Origin of the sequence: Cryobacterium lactosi (assembly GCF_004403945.1) — a bacterium.
GTDB classification, from domain to species: Bacteria; Actinomycetota; Actinomycetes; order Actinomycetales; family Microbacteriaceae; genus Cryobacterium; species Cryobacterium lactosi.
In genome coordinates this window covers 221,191-239,245 of the sequence record NZ_SOHM01000008.1, presented here as the reverse complement: position 1 = coordinate 239,245, position 18,055 = coordinate 221,191, and the positions used below count along the sequence as shown (strand labels likewise).

Here is an 18,055-nt window from a genome sequence, read left to right as displayed (position 1 = left end):
GCGCGCCCGCGCCGGGGTCAGGTCAGGCAGCCAGGATGGCCACGCCGGCGTCGCGCAGGTCGACCAGAGTCGCATCGTCCGCGGCGGTGTCGGTGACGATTCCCGCAATCTCGGCGAACGGCAGCACCCGGTAGGGCGAGGCCGCCCCGATCTTCTCGGCGCTGGCCAACACGAAGGTGTCGGCGGCCCGGCCGGCCAGGGCCCGCTTCATGGCGGCCTCCTCCACGTCGCCGGTGGTCAGGCCGGCGGTGGGATGCACCCCGGTGACCCCCAGCAGGAACAGGTCGGCCGTGATCGCCTGGGCGGCCTCCACTGCGGCGGCCCCGCAGGTCACCGCGGAGTGCTTGAACAGCCTGCCGCCGAGCAGAAAAACCTCCACGCCCTCGTGCGGCACCAACGCGGCGGCGATCGTGGGGCTGTGGGTGATGATCGTGCAGCTCAGTGTCGGCGGGAGGGCGTGCACCACGGCGAGGGTGGTCGTACCGCCGTCGAGGATCACGGTACTGCCGGGCACGATCAGGCGCGCGGCGCGCGCGGCGACCCGGTCCTTGCTGGCCGGCTGCACCAGGGTGCGCTCCGCGTACTGCACGAGCGCCGCCGACACGGGCAGCGCCCCGCCGTAGACCCGCTGGCACAGGCCGGCGGCCGCGAGCTCGCGCAGGTCACGGCGCACGCTGTCGTCGGACAGGCCCAGCTCGGCCGCGATCTCCTTGGCGACCACCTTGCCGTCGCGGGCCAGTCGAGCAAGGAGGAGGGCCTGTCGTTCCGCTGCCAGCATTACACGTTCCTTCCGACTTGTGCATGTTTGTGCACGTTGTACTACTCTAGCCGACATGACCGCATCCCTGATGATCCTGATCGCCGGCCCGTACCGATCGGGCACGGGCGACGACCCCGTGCTCCTCCGCCAGAACCTCGACCGGCTCGAGGAGGCGGCCTGGCCGATCTTCCGCGCCGGCCACCTGCCGATGATCGGCGAGTGGGTGGCGCTGCCCGTGCTCGCCAGTGCCGGTGTGACGGATGTCGCGCATCCGTTGGCCGCCGACGTCATGTACCCCACGGCCGAGCGCCTGCTCGAGCGGTGCGACGGTGTGTTGAGGCTCCCCGGTGAATCCCAGGGTGCCGACCAGGATGTGGTCATCGCCCGCCGCCTGGGCATCCCTGTGTACACGAGTCTGGACGAGGTGCCCGGCGTCGGCGCACTGCAGCCGCAGCCGTGACCGCCGCAGTCGACGGCACCCTCACCGGCCGGCCCGGCATGGACCGGCCCGACGGCCGGGGCCGCACCGGTCTGCACCTGACCGCGACGGGGCTGCACGGCAATCCAGACGTCTCGATCGGCCAGGTCGAGGTGACCAGCGACGGGTGGCACGTGTTGCGCCGCACTACGTTCGACTACCGGCGCCGCGACGGCCGGGTGGAGCGGCAGGAACGCGAGACCTATGACCGCGGCAACGGAGCCACCATCCTGCTCTACGACCCGCTGCGCCGCACGGTTTTGCTCACGCGCCAGTTCCGCTACCCCGCCTACGTCAACGGCCACCCCGACGGCATGCTCATCGAGACCGCCGCCGGGCTGCTCGACGACGATGCCCCCGAGGTGGCGATCCGCCGCGAGGCGAGCGAGGAGCTCGGCGTCGACGTGGGGGAGCTGCTGCACGTCTTCGACCTGTATATGAGCCCGGGTTCGGTCACTGAGCGGGTGCACTTCTACGTGGCCGCCTACGCACCGGCCGATCGGGTGGCTCCGGGCGGCGGTCTGGCCGAGGAGGGCGAGGATATCGAGGTGCTCGAGATCCCGGTCGATGACGCCCTACTCATGGTGGCCGACGGCCGCATCGTCGACGGCAAGACCGTCATCCTGCTGCAGTGGGCGGCGCTGACGGGTCTGCTCTGAGCCACCTGCGCCGCCCCACCTGCGCCGCCCCACCTGCGCCGCCCCACCTGCGCCGCCCCACCTGCGCCGCCCCACCTGCGCCCGCTCACTCCCAAAGGGTTGTTTGACAGTAGGCGAACGGATGTCTAGCCTGAACACATGCCCACTCCTCACGACCTCGAGGGCCTGCGCGTGGTGGCCCATCCGCTCCGGCTCAAGCTCCTCTCCCTGCTCACGGCCGAGAGCCTGAGCGCCGCGGAGGCCGCCCGGGTGCTCGGCGAGAGCCAGGCGAACGTGAGCTACCACCTGCGCCGGTTGGCCCAGGCGGGTCTCGTGCAGCTGGTCGAGGAAGCCCGGGTGCGTGGCGGTGTCGCCAAGCGCTACCGGCACGATCCCGCGTCCGGCGAGGCCCTCGCCAGCGGGGATGCGGACGAACACCGGGCGTTGATGTCCGCCCTGGCGGCCGAGCTGGTGCAGCGCAGCGCCCGCTACGAACCGGGGGCGCCGATCGTCTTCACCGACGCCGAGGTACGGCTGCCCGCCGAGGCATGGCAACGCGTGCGCGACCTCGGACGTGAACTGGGCCGGCTCCTGCACGACGAGGCCGTCGCCGCCGGCACACCCGGAGCCGTGAGGGTCGCCGCCACGGTGACCCTCTTCCCGGTCGCGCCGGGCCCCGCCGCCCCGGCCTCCGAAGCCCCGCCCTCTTCCGATCCCGGAGCGGAGTGATCGCCGGCTATCTGCAGGCGCTCCGCACGCCGGGAGCCCTTCGGGTGTTCCTGCCCGCCCTGCTGGGGCGCCTGTCGTTCGCCATGGTGACGCTCGCCCTGCTCTTCAGCGTGCAGACGAGCACCGGCTCGTTCGCCGCGGCGGGCGCCGCCACGGGGGCGTTCGGGCTGGCGAACGTGATCGCCTCGCCCTACCGCGCCCGGGTCGTCGACCGGGTCGGGCAGCGGATGGCGCTGGGTGCCATGAGCATCCTCTTCGCGGTCGGCCTCGGCGGGGTGGCATGGGCGACAACCCGGCCCGACGCCCCGGTGGGGCTCGTGGTCGGCATCGCCGCCCTCACCGGCCTCTTCCCGCCGCCGCTCGGCGCCGCCATGCGGGTGATCTGGGGGTCGCTCACCGCTCCGGGCCCGCAGCGCACCCGCGCGTACAGCATCGACGCCGTGTGCGAGGAGGTGCTGTTCACGACCGGGCCGCTGATCGCCGCGGCGATCATCGCGCTGACGAGCCCCGCGACAGCGCTGCTGGTGACCGGCGGCATCGCGGTGCTCGGCACCCTGGGCATGACCGGGGGTGCGGCCTCACGGCAGCGCACCGCCCGCCGCACGCCGGCGCCACTGGCCCTGCGTCCGCTGCGGCAGCCCGGCTTCGCCCTGGTGCTGGTCGCCCTCGTGGCCGTGGGATGCGTGCTCGGCACCGTCGAGGTGGCCGCCCCGGCCGTGGCCGAGCGTGCGGGCTCGGTGCAGGTGGCGGGGATGCTGCTGGCCGCCTTTGCCGCGGGCAGCGCGATCGGCGGGTTGTTCTATGGGCAACGCGTCTGGCGGGCCTCCCTCGGGGTGCGCTTGGTGGTCACCGGCACGACGATGAGCCTGCTGTGCGCGGCCCTCGCATTGCTGCCCGGGCTGCTCGCCCTCGCGATCGTGCTCGCGGCGGTCGGCTTCTTCCTGGCGCCCGCACTGATCACCGGGTACCTCAGCGCCGACGAGCTCACGGCGGCCGAGGTGCGCACCGAGGCCTCCAGCTGGATCAACACGGCCGTCAATGCGGGTGCGGCAGGGGCCGCGATTGTGGTCGGCGCCGTGGTCGACGTGGCCGATCCGCAGCTCGGCTTCCTCGTCGGAGCGGTCATCGCTCTCGTGCTCTTGCTCGTCGTTGCGCCCCGGCTCGCGCGGGGTATCGGCCGAACTGCCCTCGAGGCCGCCCGGTCCGGCGACGCCCACTGACGGAACGGGACCGCCGTCACCGAACCGGCCGGGGCGACCGGGCGGAGTGCCGGGCGCGGCGACGGATGATCCCTTCGGCCACCGCCAGATTCAGCAGCCAGGCGACGCCCATGATCACCGTTCGGGAGGGCTCGTCTGTGGGTCCGAACAGCATGGCTCCGGGGATGAGCAGGAGAGCCTGGGTGCCGGCCGCCACCCCGATCGCGTAGGCCCGGGTCATCCAGCTGCCGTGGCCGACGAGGTCGCGGCGCGAGATCGCGCGGATGCCCAGGGCGAGGCTGGCCACCATCGCAGCCCCGAAGACCAGGCGAAGCAGCGACATGACCAGGCCGTCGCCGGGCGGATGCGGGTAGAACGCCGCCATCCACATGCCGGAGAGGGCCGCGAGCAGCCCGGCCGGGAGCAGGAGGACGCGGCCCGCGACCCGGTGCCAGCCGGCGCGGCCCCGGCGCAGGGCCGGCACGAACTGGAACGCTCCCACCAGGCTGAAGACCGTGGCGCCGACTATATGCGCCAGCACCGGAACCGGGGAGTCGAGGAACCGGGCGTTGTGCACGGTCGGCACGGCCCCTCCGGTCAGTTCGCCGAGCCGGGCGGCCCCGGCCAGCACCGGAATGAGGCTGAGCAGGATCAGCCCGGCCGGCACCGGCCAGGTGGTGCGCGGGCGCGGTGTTCGGAGCGTTTCGGTGATCTGTGTGTCGTTCATCTGCGTCAGCTCCTAGGGACGGGACGGCGTCGGGTTGACCGAGAGGAGGGTGAGTCCCACGTCGCCGATGCGCCGCAGGATCCCGTGCAGGGCGGCCTGGTCGGTGACCGGTCCGGTCAGGATGGTGGTTCCGTCTCGGCCGTCGGTCAGCTCGAAGCCGTCGAACCAGTCGCTCCAGCCCGCATCCAGCTGCCCCTGGATGCGGATCTCGAAGCGGTGCGGATCAGCGAGTCGGGGTGGCACGGCGGATGCCTCGCTCGGTGCCCGCGGTGCCCGCGGTGCCGTTGGTACCTTCGGCACCATCGGTGGGCTGCTGCGCCGCCCGGCGCTGGGTCGACCACAGCGAGTAGCCGAGCCAGATCAGTGCGAGACCCATCGGAATCGCGGCCATCCGTTCGACGGTGTGCGGAAGCAGGCCGGCCACGGGCGTCAGCACGGCGGCGACGATGAGCAGGATGCTCGCGCCGCGGGACAGGACGTGGGCCCGGAGGAGCGCGATGCCGAATACAAGCGCGCCGACGATATAGAGGGCGCTGCCCACGGGCACGACCAGGGCCAACGGGCCGAGGTCGGTCGTGCTGGCGTAGCGCCCGAACAGGCCGACGAAGTCCGTGGCGAACTGCGGTGCGGCATCCGTGAGCAGGGGCGCGATGAGGGCCTCGGCGAAGTTGAAGGCCGCCTGCAGGATGAAGAAGAGGCTGAACATGAGGTAGCCGATCAGGCCGAGCACCCCGAGCCGGCGCACCTGGCTGAGGTACAGGCCCGCCAGCCCGATCAGGGCCAGTACGGCCATGCTCATACTGAGCAGGTGCACGACCAGCCACATCGGGGTGGTGATCGAGGTGATGACGTCACGGGGATGGATGAACTGGATGACGATGTAGATCAGTCCGGCCAGTGCGGCGGATGCGCCGGCGGCGCGGGTGAGGCCGGACGGGGTGACGGTGGTTCGGGCTGGCGTGGCTGGGGTCGGGGCGGAAGAGGTGGATGCGGACCGGGTGGCGCTCATGGCGGTTCTCCTTGATGGATGATGTCGATTGACTCCAGGCGGCAACCTGAGGATGACTGGAATCTACGGAGAGACCTGGTGACGCGGCATCACCCGGCATGGTGATCGATGTGGTGATTGTGCGGATAGTCGGGCGGGCGCCTGCGCTAGACCAGGCCCAGCGCCTCGGCCCGGCGCACGGCGGCGGGGCGGCTGTTCACGTCGAGCTTGCCGAAAATGTGCCGGGTGTGGGTGCGCAGGGTGTTCAGCGAGATGTAGAGCTCGCGGGCGATGTCGGGGCCGCTCAGTTCGCTGGCCAACAACCGCAGCACGTGCCGTTCGCGCTCGCTCAGCGGGTCGGCGAGCCCGCCCACCGGCGCCTCGCTCCCACCCGCCTGCAGGCCGCCCGGCGCGAGGGTGCCGCTCAACCGTCGGACGGCGTCGGGAGCGATTCCCGCAGCGGCGGCGTGCCGCAGGAGCGCCGCCATCGGTTCACCCTCGTCGAGGAACAGCCGGCAGTACCCCTCCGGCTCCGCCCGGCGAAGGGCCGTCTCCAGGGGCTCGAGCGCCCGGACGGTGTCGCCGTTCGCCGCGTGCGCGAGCGCCTGCAGCAGCTGGATCTCGGTCACGCTGCCCCAGCGCCGCCCGGTCTCGGCGGTCGCGAGCAGCCTGCCCAGCAGGTGCAGGGCCTGGCGGTGCCGGCCGACGCCGGGGTCGGCCCGGTGCCCGGCGATCAGCAGCCGGGCCAGGGTGAGGTGCTCGAATTCGCGGAGGTAGGTCGGGGCATCCGAGCTCGACAGGCCCCGCGCCCTTGCCCAGGCGGTGGCCTCGCCCAGGCGTCCCTGGCTGATCCACACCCGGGCCGTCTGCGCGTGGATCGGGCGCAGTTCCGGCAGGAACCCGCGCCGGTAGTGCCGCTCCGCCGTGCCGAGCAGCTCGAGCGCGGCCTCGGGGTCTCCCTGCGCCTGCCGGATATGTGCCATCGACACGAACCAGCGGTACCGGTTCTCGTGCGAATGCGCCTGTTCGCCGAGCGCCTCGCTCGCGGCCAGGTGGGCCAGGGCAGCGGGCAGGTCGTTCTGCTCCCGCAGGATGTCGCTGAGCCCCACCTCCAGGTCGCCGGTGGACTGCGGGGGAGTGCCCTCTGCGGCACTCAGCCGGAGCGCCTCCCCGAGTGCGTCCTCATAGGACCGCTGGGCATCCCGCAGCCGGCCCTGGCCCAGGAGCATGTCGGCGGTGGGGATGGTCGTGCTGAGCGCATCCGCCAGGTTGCCGGCCCGCCGCAGGCTGGCTCGGACCTCGCCGAACGCCCGCACCCCGGCGTCGAGGTCGCCGGTGGCCCACGCGGCGAGCCCGAGGAAACCGGCCGCCGCACCGCGGCCCAGATGGTCGCCGGGTTCGGTGAGGTCCAGGGCCCGTTGCGCGTGGGTTCTCATGCCGGCCAGGTCTCCGCGGGCCTGCGCCACCGCCGCCCGGTACACGGCGATCGTTACAGGCAGGGTGCGCAGTTCCTCGCTCGGCGCCGAGTCGTGCGCCGGCCGCCCCGTCTCGTCGCGGGCGGCCAGGGCGCTTTCCGCGGCGGCGAGCCTGGGCTCAACGGCCTCCACATCGCCGGCGACGAGCGAAGACCACGCGCGATAGACGCCCAGAACCGGCCGGCGACGGATGACGGGTGGCGGCAACAGCGCCAGCCAGCGCAGCAGGGTGGCGTCGTGCCGGCTCAGCCGCACGGACGGAACGGCGAGCTCGATCAGCCGGGCCGCCCGCTCGACGTCGTCGGCCGCCAGAGCGTGTCTCACGGCGTCCTCGATGAGGTCGTTGCGTTCGTACCACTCGCTCGCGCGGGTGTGCAGAACGTGCAGGCCGGGATCCTGGCCGGTCAGCCGGGCGCGGAGCACATCGGCGAACAGGTGGTGGTAGCGGTACCACTGTCGCCGGTCGTCCAGTGGAACCACGAACAGGTTGTCCCGTTCCAAGGCGGCCAGCATCTCGCTGCTTCCGGTGAGTCCGGTGACGGCGTCGCAGAGCGCACCGTTCAGCCCGTCCAGGACGGAGGTCCGCAGCAGGAAGTCGCGCACGGGCGCGGGTTGGCGTTGCAGCACCTCCTCCACGAGATAGTCGAGGACGAACCGGTTGCTGCCGGCGAAGCCCGCAATGAAGCCTGACACGTCGTCGCGCTCCCGCAGCGACAGGGCGGCCAGCTGGAGTCCGGCGATCCACCCCTCCGTGCGCGCGTCGAGCACCGCGACATCCGTGGCGGACAGGTTCAGTCCCATTATCTCGGTGAGAAAGCCGGCGGCCTCGGCGGGGGTGAAGCGCAGGTCGGCCGCCCGCAACTCGGTGAGCTGACCGCCGGCGCGTAGCCGGGCCACCGGCAGGAGCGGGTCCGACCGGCTGGCCAGAGCGAGGTGCAGCGTGGGCGGCTGGTGGTCGAGCAAGAACGAGACGGCGTCGCGGACGGGTTGCGCCTCGATGGTCTGGAAATCATCGAGCACCAGGATGATCGGGGTGGTGCTCGCGGCGAGGGCATTGATGAGGGCCGTCAGGGTCTGCTCGTCCGAGCCCGGCTGGCCCGTTACCGCGCCCAGCTCGAGCGCGGGATCGGCAGCCTGCAGGGCGCTGATCAGATAGCCGAGGAACCGGGCCGGGTCGTTGTCGGCCGCGTCGAGCGAGATCCAGGCGACCCGCAGCAGGGGATCCCGCCGGCGGGCGTCGGCCATCCACTCGCTGAGCACCGAGGTCTTGCCGAACCCGGCCGGGGCCGACACCAGCGTCAGCTTGCGGCCGGCGCGGCGCCCGTCACGCAGCTTCTCGATGAGCCGCGGGCGGGACACGGCGTGGGGTCTGACGGCCGGAACGAACAGTTTGGTGGTCAGGACCGGCAGTGCCATGGCCGTTCAGCTCGAGCTCGCCGCCTCCGCGGCCTTGGTCTCGGCCAATTCCTTGAGCTTGGCCAGTCCCTGCGGCCACAGCTCGCCGAACAGTTCGGCGTAGGTGTCTGCCGTGTCCACGTCCACGGTGATCGTCGTGAATCCATCGACCTCGTCGAGCGAGTACGACTCGCGTGCTCCGATCAGCTGTCGTGCCTCGCGGCTGGATGTGTCGTCGACGTCGTTGACGATCTGGCCCTGGTACTCGATCAGAACGAATTCATAGGGGCGGTTCTCGGTGATCACACCGAACATCCCGGTCAGGCCGCCGTGAGCACCATCCGGGTTGCTGCCCAGGAACCGAATCTCGCTGCCGGGCAACCAGTCACCTTCGAAATAGGAATCCGGATTGAATACGCTCGTCCACTGACGGTAAGTTGTGTCGTCGAACATGGTCTGCCACACAAGAACGGCAGACGCGTGCACCTGGATCGAGAATTGCTGGCTGTGCATGGCGCGAGTGTAGCTCCGGTACCGCGGTGCTTCCAGGCCCCGGGATAAGGAAGACGCCCTCCCCGAGTTCAGTCCTCCCGGTCGGCCTGATGCTGCCCGTGAGTGTGCGCCTCGGCCTCGGCGAGGTCCCGCAGGGCTATGAGGGCCCGGGGCCACATCTCGGCGAACATGTCGGCGTAGCGGTCATCCACATCGATGTCCACCACGACGGTGGTGACCCCGCCGGCCTCGGTGAAGGTGTAGTTCTCGTGTGTACCGGCCACGGCAAGCGCATCGTCGCTCGTGGTGTCCTCGATCCCGTTCACGATCTGCCCGCGGTATTCGATCGAGACGAACTCGTGTGGGCGGTGTTCGGCGATCACCCCCACCATGCCGCTCGTGCCGTCTTCGTTGTCACCCAGGAAGAGGATCTCGCTGCCCGGCAGCCAGGAGCCCTCGAAGTAGGAGCCGGGCTGGAACTCGCTCGCCCAGAGGCGGTAGGTGGCATCGTCCAGCATCGTCTCCCACACCACCTCGACGGGTGCGTGAACTGCGATTTCATAGTGTTGGGTCTGCATGCGGGGGAGTGTAGCCCGCATCCGTTCGACGCTCCAGGGCGATTCGTCGGTGACGGGGTGCAGTTTCGAACCTGCATTCGTGTGCACACCTGTGGATAAGTCTGTGCACAGGGTGTGGAAATCCCCGCCCTGACTGCTCACAGGCTGTGGATTGTGATGTGGATAACCTGGGGACAGCGCTGTGCAGAGTGTCGGGATGGTGTCGGCGCGTCGCGACCCTGAGGCGTGCCCGATCGTGCTAGCAGTATCGAAGATGGCTTCGTCGGGGCTTCGTGCGGGTGGCGCTCCGCTCCCGCCGGTCGGCCGGTGCCACTCCCACGGTCTAGCCTGAGCATTAGCGGCACAGCGGCCGTTGGCGGGCGCGCACCGGAGCGGGCTCGCAGAAGGCGGCCAGTGAGTGCGACGGATATGACACGATCGGCGGAGTTCGACGCGTTCGGCCCCTGGGTAGACCGGGTGCGCGACGCCACCGAGGTCCCCGGCCTGTACCGGGACTATCCGCTGGATTTCAGCACCAGCCGGCTGGTGCTCAAGGTGCCCCGCAACATCAGCCGTCGCGACGCGCAGCCGACCATGGACCTCTACGACCACCTCGTCGTGGTGGCGCCGGAGGCGCTCATAGTGCTGAGCCGGGCGAACACCGGCTACACCAGGAGCGTGTTCGACTACGCCGACATCGTGGCCCTGACCGACACCGTCGACCTGGTCGACGGTCGCCTGGACATCCGCTCCGGCACCGGGGACACCCTGACGGTGCCGTACAACGTGTCATCCGAGGCCGTGATCACCCACCTTGTCGACGTGTTGAGCGAACTCTCCCTGGCAGCGATGCGACCCACCCCAGTGCTGACTCTCCCCGCGCCCGACGACCCGCCCGCCGACCTCGATCTGCTCGACCTGGGCAAAGAGGATGTGGGCCTGGTCACCTCGTACTTCGACCTGATGCGCCGTGAGTTGGGGGCGAGCCTGCTCGCCGCCCATGGCCGCACGGTGCTCACGCCGCGTGGCGGCCTTATCAGCCGCGCCGTGCACGCGTTCTATCCGATGACGCTGCACGGGGCGGTGCTCTGCCGTACCGAACGCGAGTTGCACATCCTCGGGCGCAAGGCCTGGCTGCTCCGCGGCAGCACCCCCGACCTGTCGCGCTCGCACCTGACGATTCCGCTGGCCGCGATCGACGAGATCAGCCTGCGCCCGCACGCCGACTACCTGGGCGCATCCGTCGTCGCCCTTCGGCTGGGCGAGACCACGCTCGAGGTGGTGCTGCCGGAGGGCTCGGCTGCGGTGCACGCGCTCGCCGGGTAGCCGGGCCGGGTTATTCCCAAGACCCCGCCGCGAGGTTATCGTCGGTGGCATGAAGCTCATCACCTACGCCGGCGGCACCATCCTCACCGGCGACGACGTCGCGGAGGCCCTGCTCGGCTACGTGACCGCGCACTCCAAGGGAGAGGAGAGCATCGCGGTCGACATCAAGGTCCTCGAAGCCGACGGCACCACCCGCACGCACACCCTGGTGCTCGGCCCGGCCACCGAGCTCGATGTGGCGGATGTGGCCGAGGAGAGCCTCGAGGGGGAGATCGCGCTGTTTCCGTTGCCGGTGTTCCCGCCCGCCCGCATCCTCGCGGTGGAGGAGCCGTCGGCCGAGACCGAAGCCGAGGCCGAGCGGCACGCCACCGACTTTAATGAGGCCGTCGAGGAGATCGACCAGGGTACCGACGGGCGCCGGTAGCCGGGCCGGCGTTCCGGCCCGCCGCTCGTTCTAGCCAGCCGGGCCGCCTCGGCCTACACTCCGTCGTGAGACACCGGGCCGCGCCGGTACTCGGATCGTGCGGGCCCGCCAGCAAAAACGAGGAATGCGATGGGCAAGTTCATCTACGGGTCGCCGGCGATCTCGGTGGAAATCGACGATCGCACCCTGGCCCACCTCAAGGTCGTGATCGTGGCCAAGCTGCGCCGGGGCGAGAGTTTCGCGTTCTCCTGGGAAAGGTCGAAGGAGTCCGGCAGCGGCCACAGCTCCATCTGGTTGAACCCCGCGGTGCCGCTGGACTTCGAGTTCTCCGGCAAGCGTGAGCCCACACTCAACCGGGCCTGGATCGACGAGCTCGTGCAGGTGGCGAACACCCCGGCCGGGCTGCGCATTCTGCCCGAACCGCCGGAGCGCAGCCCGCACCCGATCTGACCGGCGCCGCACCTGACCGGCGCGCAGGAAACCTCAGGTGAGGTGGTCGAAGTCGCCGCGCACCCAGCCCCAGTGCCTGTCGGCCGATCGGCGCACGACGGCGCGGGCATCCGCCTGGATCACATTGTCGAAGTTGCCGTACAGCCTGTCGAAGTCGAATCTCTCCAGGCTGCGGGCGATGCGCTCCACCACCGGGCCCGAGAGTGGCAGCCGGTTGGGGTAGCTGCGCATGAAGCTCACCGAACTGCGGTCGGGGTTGGCGAACACGGTGTCACCGCTGAGTAGCACGCCGCGTCCTCTGGCGCCGGCCGCCCAGTGGATCACCCCGCTGCCGGGAAAATGCCCGCCCACCTGCACCAGGGTGACGCCGGGTAGCAGGCTCACCTCGGTCGACCAGGGTTCGATCACCGGGTCGGGCCTGGCGACCCAGGCCAGGTCGGCCTCGGCCACCAGCACGGGCACCCCGCCGAGAGCGTGGCTCCACTCCACCTGCACACCGAACATGTGCGGATGGCTGGCCACGATCGCGCGCACCGGGCCGTGCGCGAGTACCTGACTGGCGATGTCGTTGTCCACGAACCCGAGCGGATCCCAGAGCACGCTCCCCGTGGGGGTGCAGAGCAGCTTGGCCTGCTGTCCGATGCCCACGTGCGGGGTGCTCTCGATGCCGAACAGGTCGGGTTCCAGCTCGTGGAGGTCGGCCCGGTAGCCGGCCTCGTGCAGGTCGAAGAGCGTGCTCCAGCGCTGGCCGGTGGCCGGCACCCACTGCCGTTCATCGGCGCAGATGGCGCAGACGCCGGAGTTCTCGGCATGTTCGACGCCGCAGGTGGCACAGATCCAGAAGCTCACGGGGTTCCTTCCACGGTGCGGCATGGGCAGGTGTTGTCGCCAGTATGCCGCCGAACGCACCGAGTTGCCCACCTGCGGACGAGTTGCCCCGCTGCGCCGGGGCAACTCGTCCAGATCGGGGCAACTCGGCGAGAGGTCAGACCGACGCGACCAGCCCGGCGGACACGTCCCACAGCCGGTGGGCGGTGTCCGGGTCGAGCGCGTGCGGGAGCACACCGTGGATGCCGTCGACGATGGCCGGCACTACGGCCGCCGGGTGGCAGTCCTCGTAGTAGCCCGGCGTTCCCACGCCGAGCACCGCCCGGGTCGCGACGAAGACCGAGGTCGCGGCTCCCTGCGCCGGGCTCTTGCCCGGATACCGGCGCTTCATCCCCGCCAGCATCTCCGGGTCCCAGTGCCGCTGCAGGTTCGTCCAGATTCCGCCCGGCATGAGCGCGGCCGCGGCGATGCCGTCATCCGCCCAACGCCTGGTGGCCTCGAGGGCGAACAGGACGTTCGCGCTCTTCGACTGCCCGTACGCGAGCCCCGAATCGTACGGCTCCCGCTCGAAGAACAGGTCGTCGAAGCGGATGTCGCTGGACCCGTGCCCGCTGGAGCTCACCGCCACGATCCGGGCCCCGTCCGCGGCGGCCAGCGCGGGATGCAGCGCCGTCGCGAGTGCGAAATGGCCCAGGTGGTTCACTGCGAACTGCAACTCCCACCCGGAGGGCGTCCGCAACTCCGGGGTGTGCATGATGCCGGCGTTGTTGACCAGGATGTGCAACGGGCCCGACCACCCCGCCGCCAACGCCCGCACCGTGCCCAGGTCGGCCAGGTCGAGGTGGGCCACCCGCACAGTACTGTTGTCGGTGCTGGAGCGGATCTCCTCCGCGGTGCGGGCTCCTGCCGCCACATCCCGCACCGCGAGAGTGACGTTCGCCCCGGCAGCGGCCAACGCCCGCGCGGTCTCCACCCCGATGCCGGAACTCGCCCCGGTGACGAGCGCGAACCGGCCGGTCAGGTCGATCCCCTCCACCACCTCGAGTGCGGTGGACTCGGCTCCGAAGGGGGCTCGGGGGGCGGGGGACATGGGCTGGACTCTGCCATTGGACTTCACGGTCCATTCGTACCACATTCTGGACCGTGCGGTCCAGCACGCTACGATCGATGCATGGAGGAGAAGAAGATCACCGCGCGGGGCCGGGCCACCCGCCAGCGGATCATCGAGGCCACCGGCGAGCAGATCCTCGCCGCGGGGATCGGCGGCACCACCCTCGACACAGTTCGCGCCGCCACCCTCACCAGCAAGAGCCAGCTCTTCCACTACTTTCCCGGCGGCAAGACCGAGCTCGTGCGCGAGGTCGCGACGTGGGAGGGCCACCAGCTGCTCGAGGCGCAGGAGCCGTTCATCCACGACCTGAGCACCTGGGAGTCGTGGAATCAGTGGCGGGCCGCCCTGGTGGAGTACTACCTCGGCCTCGGTCGCTGGGCGTGCCCGATCGGGTCGCTGGCGACGCAGGCAGCGATGACCGATCCCGACCTCGAGGCCTTCCTCGGCGCCAGCATGGCCGAGTGGCGGGACCTGCTGGCCGTGGGCGTGAAGAAAATGCAGGCCGCCAGCCAGATCGACCCGGCGGTCGATCCCCAGCGCATTGCCGTCGTGATCCTCGCCGCGATCCAGGGTGGCCTCGTGCTCAGCCAGCCGATGCGCTCGGCGTGGCCTCTGGAAGCGGCCCTCGACTCCGCGCTCGAGCCCCTGCACCAGGCCGCGACCTGACTCCCGCGCGACGCTAGGGTTCCGAACCGACCCGCACAGGGCGGCGGAGCCGGTACCGGCCCGAGAGCACCCCGATCAGCCACTCGATCGGCCCCTTGCCCACGAACCGCCACCAGAGGATCCCCACGATCGGCACGCCGATCACGAGCACGACCCAGGCCACCGGGTCGGTGGTGCCGAAGCGGATCCCGTTGGCCGACATCCACCCGACCACGGCCACCTGGAACACGTAGAGCGACAGCGACAGCGAGCCGATCGCCTCGAAGGGCAGGAACACCGCCCGCACCACCGCCGCGGTGCGTCGGCCGCGGAGCGACGCGAGCAGCATGATCACGCCCAGCACCCCGAGCACCAGTCCGGCGTCGTGCAGGGTGTCGAGGTAGCTGCCAGACGGGCTGAACTCCTCGCCGGTGGCGACGCGCCACAGGGGGCCGAGCCACCAGGCCGGCACCGAGAGCGCGAGCAGGATCCAGCCGGCGCGTCGGCCCCCGAAGCGGATGCGGAACAACAGCGCCCCGAACAGGAACCACGGCAGCAGGTTGGTCACCCGGTAGTGCGGGCTGAGGAACAGCCACTCGAGCAGGAAGCTCGCCGGGGTGCGCTCACCCACCGTGATCAGCGGACCGGTGGCGGCCAGCATCAGCTCGTTGAGCGGGGCGCCGATCACCAGGACCGCCGCCAGCACGGCGATCAGCGCCCGGGTGCCGAGCAGCACCAGCGGCGTGCCGATGGCGAGAACGATGCCCAGGAACGACAGGACGATCGCGATCCAGCTGCCCCAGGTGGCCAGGAGCAACCCGAGCAGCACCAGGATGGCGCCTCGGATGACGTTCTGCACGATCACCGTGCGCTGGGCGGATGCGGTGCCGGCCTTGGCCAGCACGATTGCCGCGGCCGCGCCCATGGTGGTGGCGAACAGCGGGGACGCCACGTCGTTGAGCTGCCCCTGCAGGAACAGGGTGGCGGCCGGTTGCTGCGCCATGATCGGGCCGGCGTGCGCCACGAGCATCGCCATGATGGCCACACCGCGTGCCACATCGGGAACCAGGAAGCGGCCGGGCTGCAGGCGCGGGGCCAGGGGGACGACAACTGCGGACCCGGTCATGCGGTCACCTCTCGACGGCGCTGGTCTGGAATCTCACCGGTGGGATTCCTGATTGCATGTGCACTTACCGTACTGCAGGCGACCTGACCCCGGACCGAGCGCGTCGATTCGCAGACGCGGCCGGCGGCGATTCAGCGCCTGGGCCGGTAGAGCTTGACGAGCACTACTGCCGCGACGGCGACGATCAGAGCGGCGAATGCCGGATGCATGTCCTTAGACAGGCTCTGCGCGCCGTCCGGTCGCAGCAGCCAGATGGCCAGGGGTGCGACGTAGCTCGCCGCGAGCAGTCCGCCCCACCAGCGCAGCGCCCGGAGGCGGGTGTCGCGCAGGGTGCCGACGAGCACGAGGGCCACGGGGATGATCGCCAGCATCGAGAACTGGCCGATGACCAGGACGGGGATCGCCCAAGCCGAGATTTGCACGTACCGCAGGGCGCGGCCGGTGGTGGTGGGAATGGCGCTTGAGGACATGGTGGGTTTTCCGTTCTATCGGGGGTTCTGTCGGGGTTCTTGCTGGGGCAGGCGGGGCTGGGCGGCACGAGTGCCGATGATCGATCAGGCGGAGTGCTGGACGTCGGCATCAGGTGAGCGTCGGGCGATGCCCGCGACTCCGGCGCCGACGAGGGCGAAGGCCGCCGTGCCGAGGAACAGCCAGGAGAACCCGCCGGTCAGCGCCTCGCCGCCCGCCGCTCCCGCCGTTTCGAGCGCGGCGGTGCGTGCGGCTGCCAGGGACGCGAGCAACGCCAGGCCGAGGGCGCCGCCGATCTGCTGACTGGTATTGATGAGTCCGCCGGCCAGGCCCGCCTCGCCACCCTCGACGCCGTCGACGGAGAGCTGGGTGGCGGTGATGAAGGCGCCACCGAGACCGATCCCGATGACCAGGCTGGGTCCGAGGATGTGCACGGTGAAGTCGGCGTCGCTCGGCGCCGCCGCCAGCCAGAGCAGGCCGGCCGCGAGAAGCAGCAGGGAGCCGACCAGGGTGCGCTTCGTGCCCAGTCGGCCCACCAGTGCTGGTGCGAGTCCGGCAACCAGTACCAGGGCGCCGGCGAGCGGCAGCTGGCTGAGTCCGGCGGTCAGGGCGTCGTAGCCGAGCACGGCCTGCAGGTACACCGACAGTGCGAAGAACAGGGCCACCATCGCCGCGCCGAGCAGCAGCATCACGAGGTTGCCGGAGCTGAGGTTGCGGTTGCGGAAGACACCCAGCGGCACCAGCGGCTCGGCGGTGCGGCGCTCGATGAGGATGAACGCGGTGCCGAGCGCGAGGGCGGCGACGGCCAGTCCCAGGGTGAGTGGATGCGCGAAGCCGACCTGCTCGATGCTGCTGAGGGCGCCGACCGCCGCGACCAGCGCACCCGTGATGGTGGCCGCGCCGGGGAAGTCGAGCCGGCCGGGGATCGAGGCGGGGTCGCGGCTGATGAGCAGCGGGAGGGCGATGAGCACGAGCAGCCCGACCGGCACATTGACGAAGAACACGGCCTGCCAGCCGAGCCCAGCGGTCAGCACGCCGCCGAGCAGCACGCCGGCGGCCGAGCCGATGCCGGCCACGGCGCCCCAGATGCCCAGGGCCTTCGCTCGGTCCGTGCTCGCGGGGAACAGCTGGGTGAGCAGCGCCAGAGCGGCGGGGGCGAGCAGTGCAGCGGATGCTCCCTGCACGGCGCGGGCGCCGAGCAGCATGCCGCCCGTGACGGAGAGTCCGGCGAGGGCCGAGGCGGTGACGAAGCCCGCCGTGCCGACAAGGAACAGTCGCCGGTGGCCGTAGCGGTCGGCCAGTCGGCCGCCGAGGAGGAGGAGCCCGCCGAAGGGCAGCACGTAGGCGGTGATCACCCAGGCCAGGGCCACGGTGTCCATTCCCAGCTGGTCGCCGAGCACGGGGAGGGCGATGTTGACGATGGAGGCGTCGAGGACGACGAGGAACTGCGCCAGGGCTAGCACGGTCAGCGCCGCCCAGCGATGGGTGCTCCGCGAGATGGGCGGTGGGCCGGGCGGCAGCGCCGTGGGGAGGACAGGCGTCGGGCGGGTGTTGCGGTTCATGATGAACACCTTTCGAGAGGAGAGTGACTGACCACTCACTAAATTGGACAACAGGGACGATGGAGTGACTGGGGAGAGCGGGGTGGGCTGGGGTGGCGTGGCGAAGCGGAAAGGGAGTGGCTCAGCGGGGGTGACGGATGCCGTGCGAGAGGATCGTCGCCCACTCGTCGGGCACGCCGTCGATGCCGGCCGTGACGATGAGGTGGCAGAGCTGTCCGTAGGCGACGAAGCGTTGCACGGCGCTGTCGCTCGCCCCCGAGCGGATCTTGGCGAAACGGGTCACCCGTTTCAGTCCCGCACGAAGGGCCTGGCCGATCTCCGGGATCTCGGCGACGGACTGGGCGTGCACCTGGAGCAGCAACAGGGTGCGGTCGCTGATCAGTTCGGCGTACGCGCCGCCCATGGCGTCTAACACCGCCTCAGCCTCCTGGCTGCCCGCGGCATCGGCCCCGGCTGCGAGGGTCTCGAGAATGCGCTCGAAGCAGTCGTCGAGCGCCGCCACGAAGAGGCGTTCCTTGCTCGGGAAGAGCTTGAAAACGTACGCGGGCGAGATCTGGGCGTCGCGGGCCACGTCGGCGATGGTGGTGCCGTGATAGCCGCCGCGGGCGAACTCGCGCACGGCGCTCGCCGCGACGACGGGCATCCGCAGTTCGGCGGTGGAGAGGGTTGACATAAGA

The 18,055-nt window shown here is 70.7% G+C and carries 21 protein-coding genes; 8 read left to right on the top strand and 13 right to left on the bottom strand.

What is annotated here, in order from left to right:
- Nucleotides 1-22 precede the first annotated feature (22 nt).
- Nucleotides 23-778: a DeoR/GlpR family DNA-binding transcription regulator gene (locus tag E3T61_RS05110; protein WP_134639807.1), complete on the bottom strand. Its 756-nt coding sequence runs from the start codon at nt 776-778 to the stop codon at nt 23-25.
- Nucleotides 779-833: 55 nt separating this feature from the next.
- Here E3T61_RS05110 and E3T61_RS05105 point away from each other — a divergent pair, with 55 nt between their 5' ends.
- From E3T61_RS05105 to E3T61_RS05090, 4 genes are all read left to right on the top strand, one after another.
- The gene (locus E3T61_RS05105) at nt 834-1,220 is read left to right on the top strand and encodes a DUF4406 domain-containing protein (RefSeq protein ID WP_241992395.1); all 387 of its coding nucleotides are present in this window, start codon (nt 834-836) and stop codon (nt 1,218-1,220) included.
- Between the two features lie 38 nt (nt 1,221-1,258).
- Nucleotides 1,259-1,897, top strand: a complete 639-nt coding sequence (locus tag E3T61_RS05100) for an NUDIX domain-containing protein (protein ID WP_134639887.1) — start codon at nt 1,259-1,261, stop codon at nt 1,895-1,897.
- A 138-nt stretch (nt 1,898-2,035) separates the two neighbouring features.
- Complete coding sequence (locus E3T61_RS05095; RefSeq protein WP_134639806.1) at nt 2,036-2,605, top strand: helix-turn-helix domain-containing protein; 570 nt, start codon at nt 2,036-2,038, stop codon at nt 2,603-2,605.
- Nucleotides 2,602-3,825: an MFS transporter gene (locus E3T61_RS05090; RefSeq protein ID WP_134639805.1), complete on the top strand. Its 1,224-nt coding sequence runs from the start codon at nt 2,602-2,604 to the stop codon at nt 3,823-3,825. The genes E3T61_RS05095 and E3T61_RS05090 overlap by 4 nt, the downstream gene beginning before the upstream one ends.
- A 16-nt stretch (nt 3,826-3,841) precedes the next feature.
- Here E3T61_RS05090 and E3T61_RS05085 read toward each other — a convergent pair whose 3' ends face one another.
- From E3T61_RS05085 to E3T61_RS05060, 6 genes are all read right to left on the bottom strand, one after another.
- Complete coding sequence (locus E3T61_RS05085; RefSeq protein WP_134639804.1) at nt 3,842-4,531, bottom strand: DUF2306 domain-containing protein; 690 nt, start codon at nt 4,529-4,531, stop codon at nt 3,842-3,844.
- Between the two features lie 12 nt (nt 4,532-4,543).
- The gene (locus tag E3T61_RS05080; RefSeq protein WP_134639803.1) at nt 4,544-4,774 is read right to left on the bottom strand and encodes a hypothetical protein; all 231 of its coding nucleotides are present in this window, start codon (nt 4,772-4,774) and stop codon (nt 4,544-4,546) included.
- Complete coding sequence (locus E3T61_RS05075; protein WP_134639802.1) at nt 4,755-5,540, bottom strand: hypothetical protein; 786 nt, start codon at nt 5,538-5,540, stop codon at nt 4,755-4,757. Before E3T61_RS05075 ends, E3T61_RS05080 begins: the two co-directional genes overlap by 20 nt.
- A 146-nt stretch (nt 5,541-5,686) precedes the next feature.
- Nucleotides 5,687-8,410, bottom strand: coding sequence for a winged helix-turn-helix domain-containing protein (locus tag E3T61_RS05070; RefSeq protein WP_134639801.1), 2,724 nt, complete (start codon nt 8,408-8,410; stop codon nt 5,687-5,689).
- Between the two features lie 6 nt (nt 8,411-8,416).
- Nucleotides 8,417-8,902, bottom strand: coding sequence for an SRPBCC family protein (locus E3T61_RS05065; RefSeq protein WP_134639800.1), 486 nt, complete (start codon nt 8,900-8,902; stop codon nt 8,417-8,419).
- 68 nt (nt 8,903-8,970) lie between these two features.
- Nucleotides 8,971-9,459 (bottom strand): SRPBCC family protein, encoded by a 489-nt coding sequence (locus E3T61_RS05060; RefSeq protein WP_134639799.1) that lies wholly within the window; start codon nt 9,457-9,459, stop codon nt 8,971-8,973.
- Nucleotides 9,460-9,852: 393 nt separating this feature from the next.
- On the opposite strand from E3T61_RS05060, the gene E3T61_RS05055 reads away from it, so the two are divergent.
- The 3 genes from E3T61_RS05055 to E3T61_RS05045 all read left to right on the top strand — a co-directional run bounded on the left by E3T61_RS05055 (nt 9,853) and on the right by E3T61_RS05045 (nt 11,638).
- Nucleotides 9,853-10,764, top strand: a complete 912-nt coding sequence (locus E3T61_RS05055; protein WP_134639798.1) for a hypothetical protein — start codon at nt 9,853-9,855, stop codon at nt 10,762-10,764.
- 49 nt (nt 10,765-10,813) lie between these two features.
- Entirely contained in the window at nt 10,814-11,188 is a 375-nt protein-coding gene (locus E3T61_RS05050; protein WP_134639797.1) for a hypothetical protein, read from the top strand.
- A 129-nt stretch (nt 11,189-11,317) separates the two neighbouring features.
- A complete protein-coding gene (locus E3T61_RS05045; protein WP_134639796.1) occupies nt 11,318-11,638 on the top strand; it encodes a DUF7882 family protein in 321 nt (106 codons plus the stop codon).
- 33 nt (nt 11,639-11,671) lie between these two features.
- Here the strand turns inward: E3T61_RS05045 and E3T61_RS05040 are convergent, their stop codons facing one another.
- Both E3T61_RS05040 and E3T61_RS05035 read right to left on the bottom strand, forming a co-directional pair.
- Entirely contained in the window at nt 11,672-12,487 is an 816-nt protein-coding gene (locus tag E3T61_RS05040; protein ID WP_241992394.1) for an MBL fold metallo-hydrolase, read from the bottom strand.
- A gap of 136 nt (nt 12,488-12,623) precedes the next feature.
- Nucleotides 12,624-13,556, bottom strand: a complete 933-nt coding sequence (locus E3T61_RS05035; RefSeq protein WP_134639794.1) for an SDR family NAD(P)-dependent oxidoreductase — start codon at nt 13,554-13,556, stop codon at nt 12,624-12,626.
- A gap of 81 nt (nt 13,557-13,637) precedes the next feature.
- Between E3T61_RS05035 and E3T61_RS05030 the strand changes: the two genes are divergently transcribed.
- Nucleotides 13,638-14,243, top strand: a complete 606-nt coding sequence (locus E3T61_RS05030) for a TetR/AcrR family transcriptional regulator (protein WP_134639793.1) — start codon at nt 13,638-13,640, stop codon at nt 14,241-14,243.
- Between the two features lie 13 nt (nt 14,244-14,256).
- Here E3T61_RS05030 and E3T61_RS05025 read toward each other — a convergent pair whose 3' ends face one another.
- The 4 genes from E3T61_RS05025 to E3T61_RS05010 all read right to left on the bottom strand — a co-directional run bounded on the left by E3T61_RS05025 (nt 14,257) and on the right by E3T61_RS05010 (nt 18,051).
- Nucleotides 14,257-15,348, bottom strand: a complete 1,092-nt coding sequence (locus E3T61_RS05025; protein WP_134639792.1) for a DUF418 domain-containing protein — start codon at nt 15,346-15,348, stop codon at nt 14,257-14,259.
- Nucleotides 15,349-15,479: 131 nt separating this feature from the next.
- Nucleotides 15,480-15,818 (bottom strand): hypothetical protein, encoded by a 339-nt coding sequence (locus tag E3T61_RS05020; RefSeq protein WP_134639791.1) that lies wholly within the window; start codon nt 15,816-15,818, stop codon nt 15,480-15,482.
- A gap of 84 nt (nt 15,819-15,902) precedes the next feature.
- Complete coding sequence (locus E3T61_RS05015; protein WP_134639790.1) at nt 15,903-17,378, bottom strand: MFS transporter; 1,476 nt, start codon at nt 17,376-17,378, stop codon at nt 15,903-15,905.
- Between the two features lie 121 nt (nt 17,379-17,499).
- Nucleotides 17,500-18,051: a TetR/AcrR family transcriptional regulator gene (locus E3T61_RS05010; protein ID WP_134639789.1), complete on the bottom strand. Its 552-nt coding sequence runs from the start codon at nt 18,049-18,051 to the stop codon at nt 17,500-17,502.
- Nucleotides 18,052-18,055: the final 4 nt, after the last annotated feature.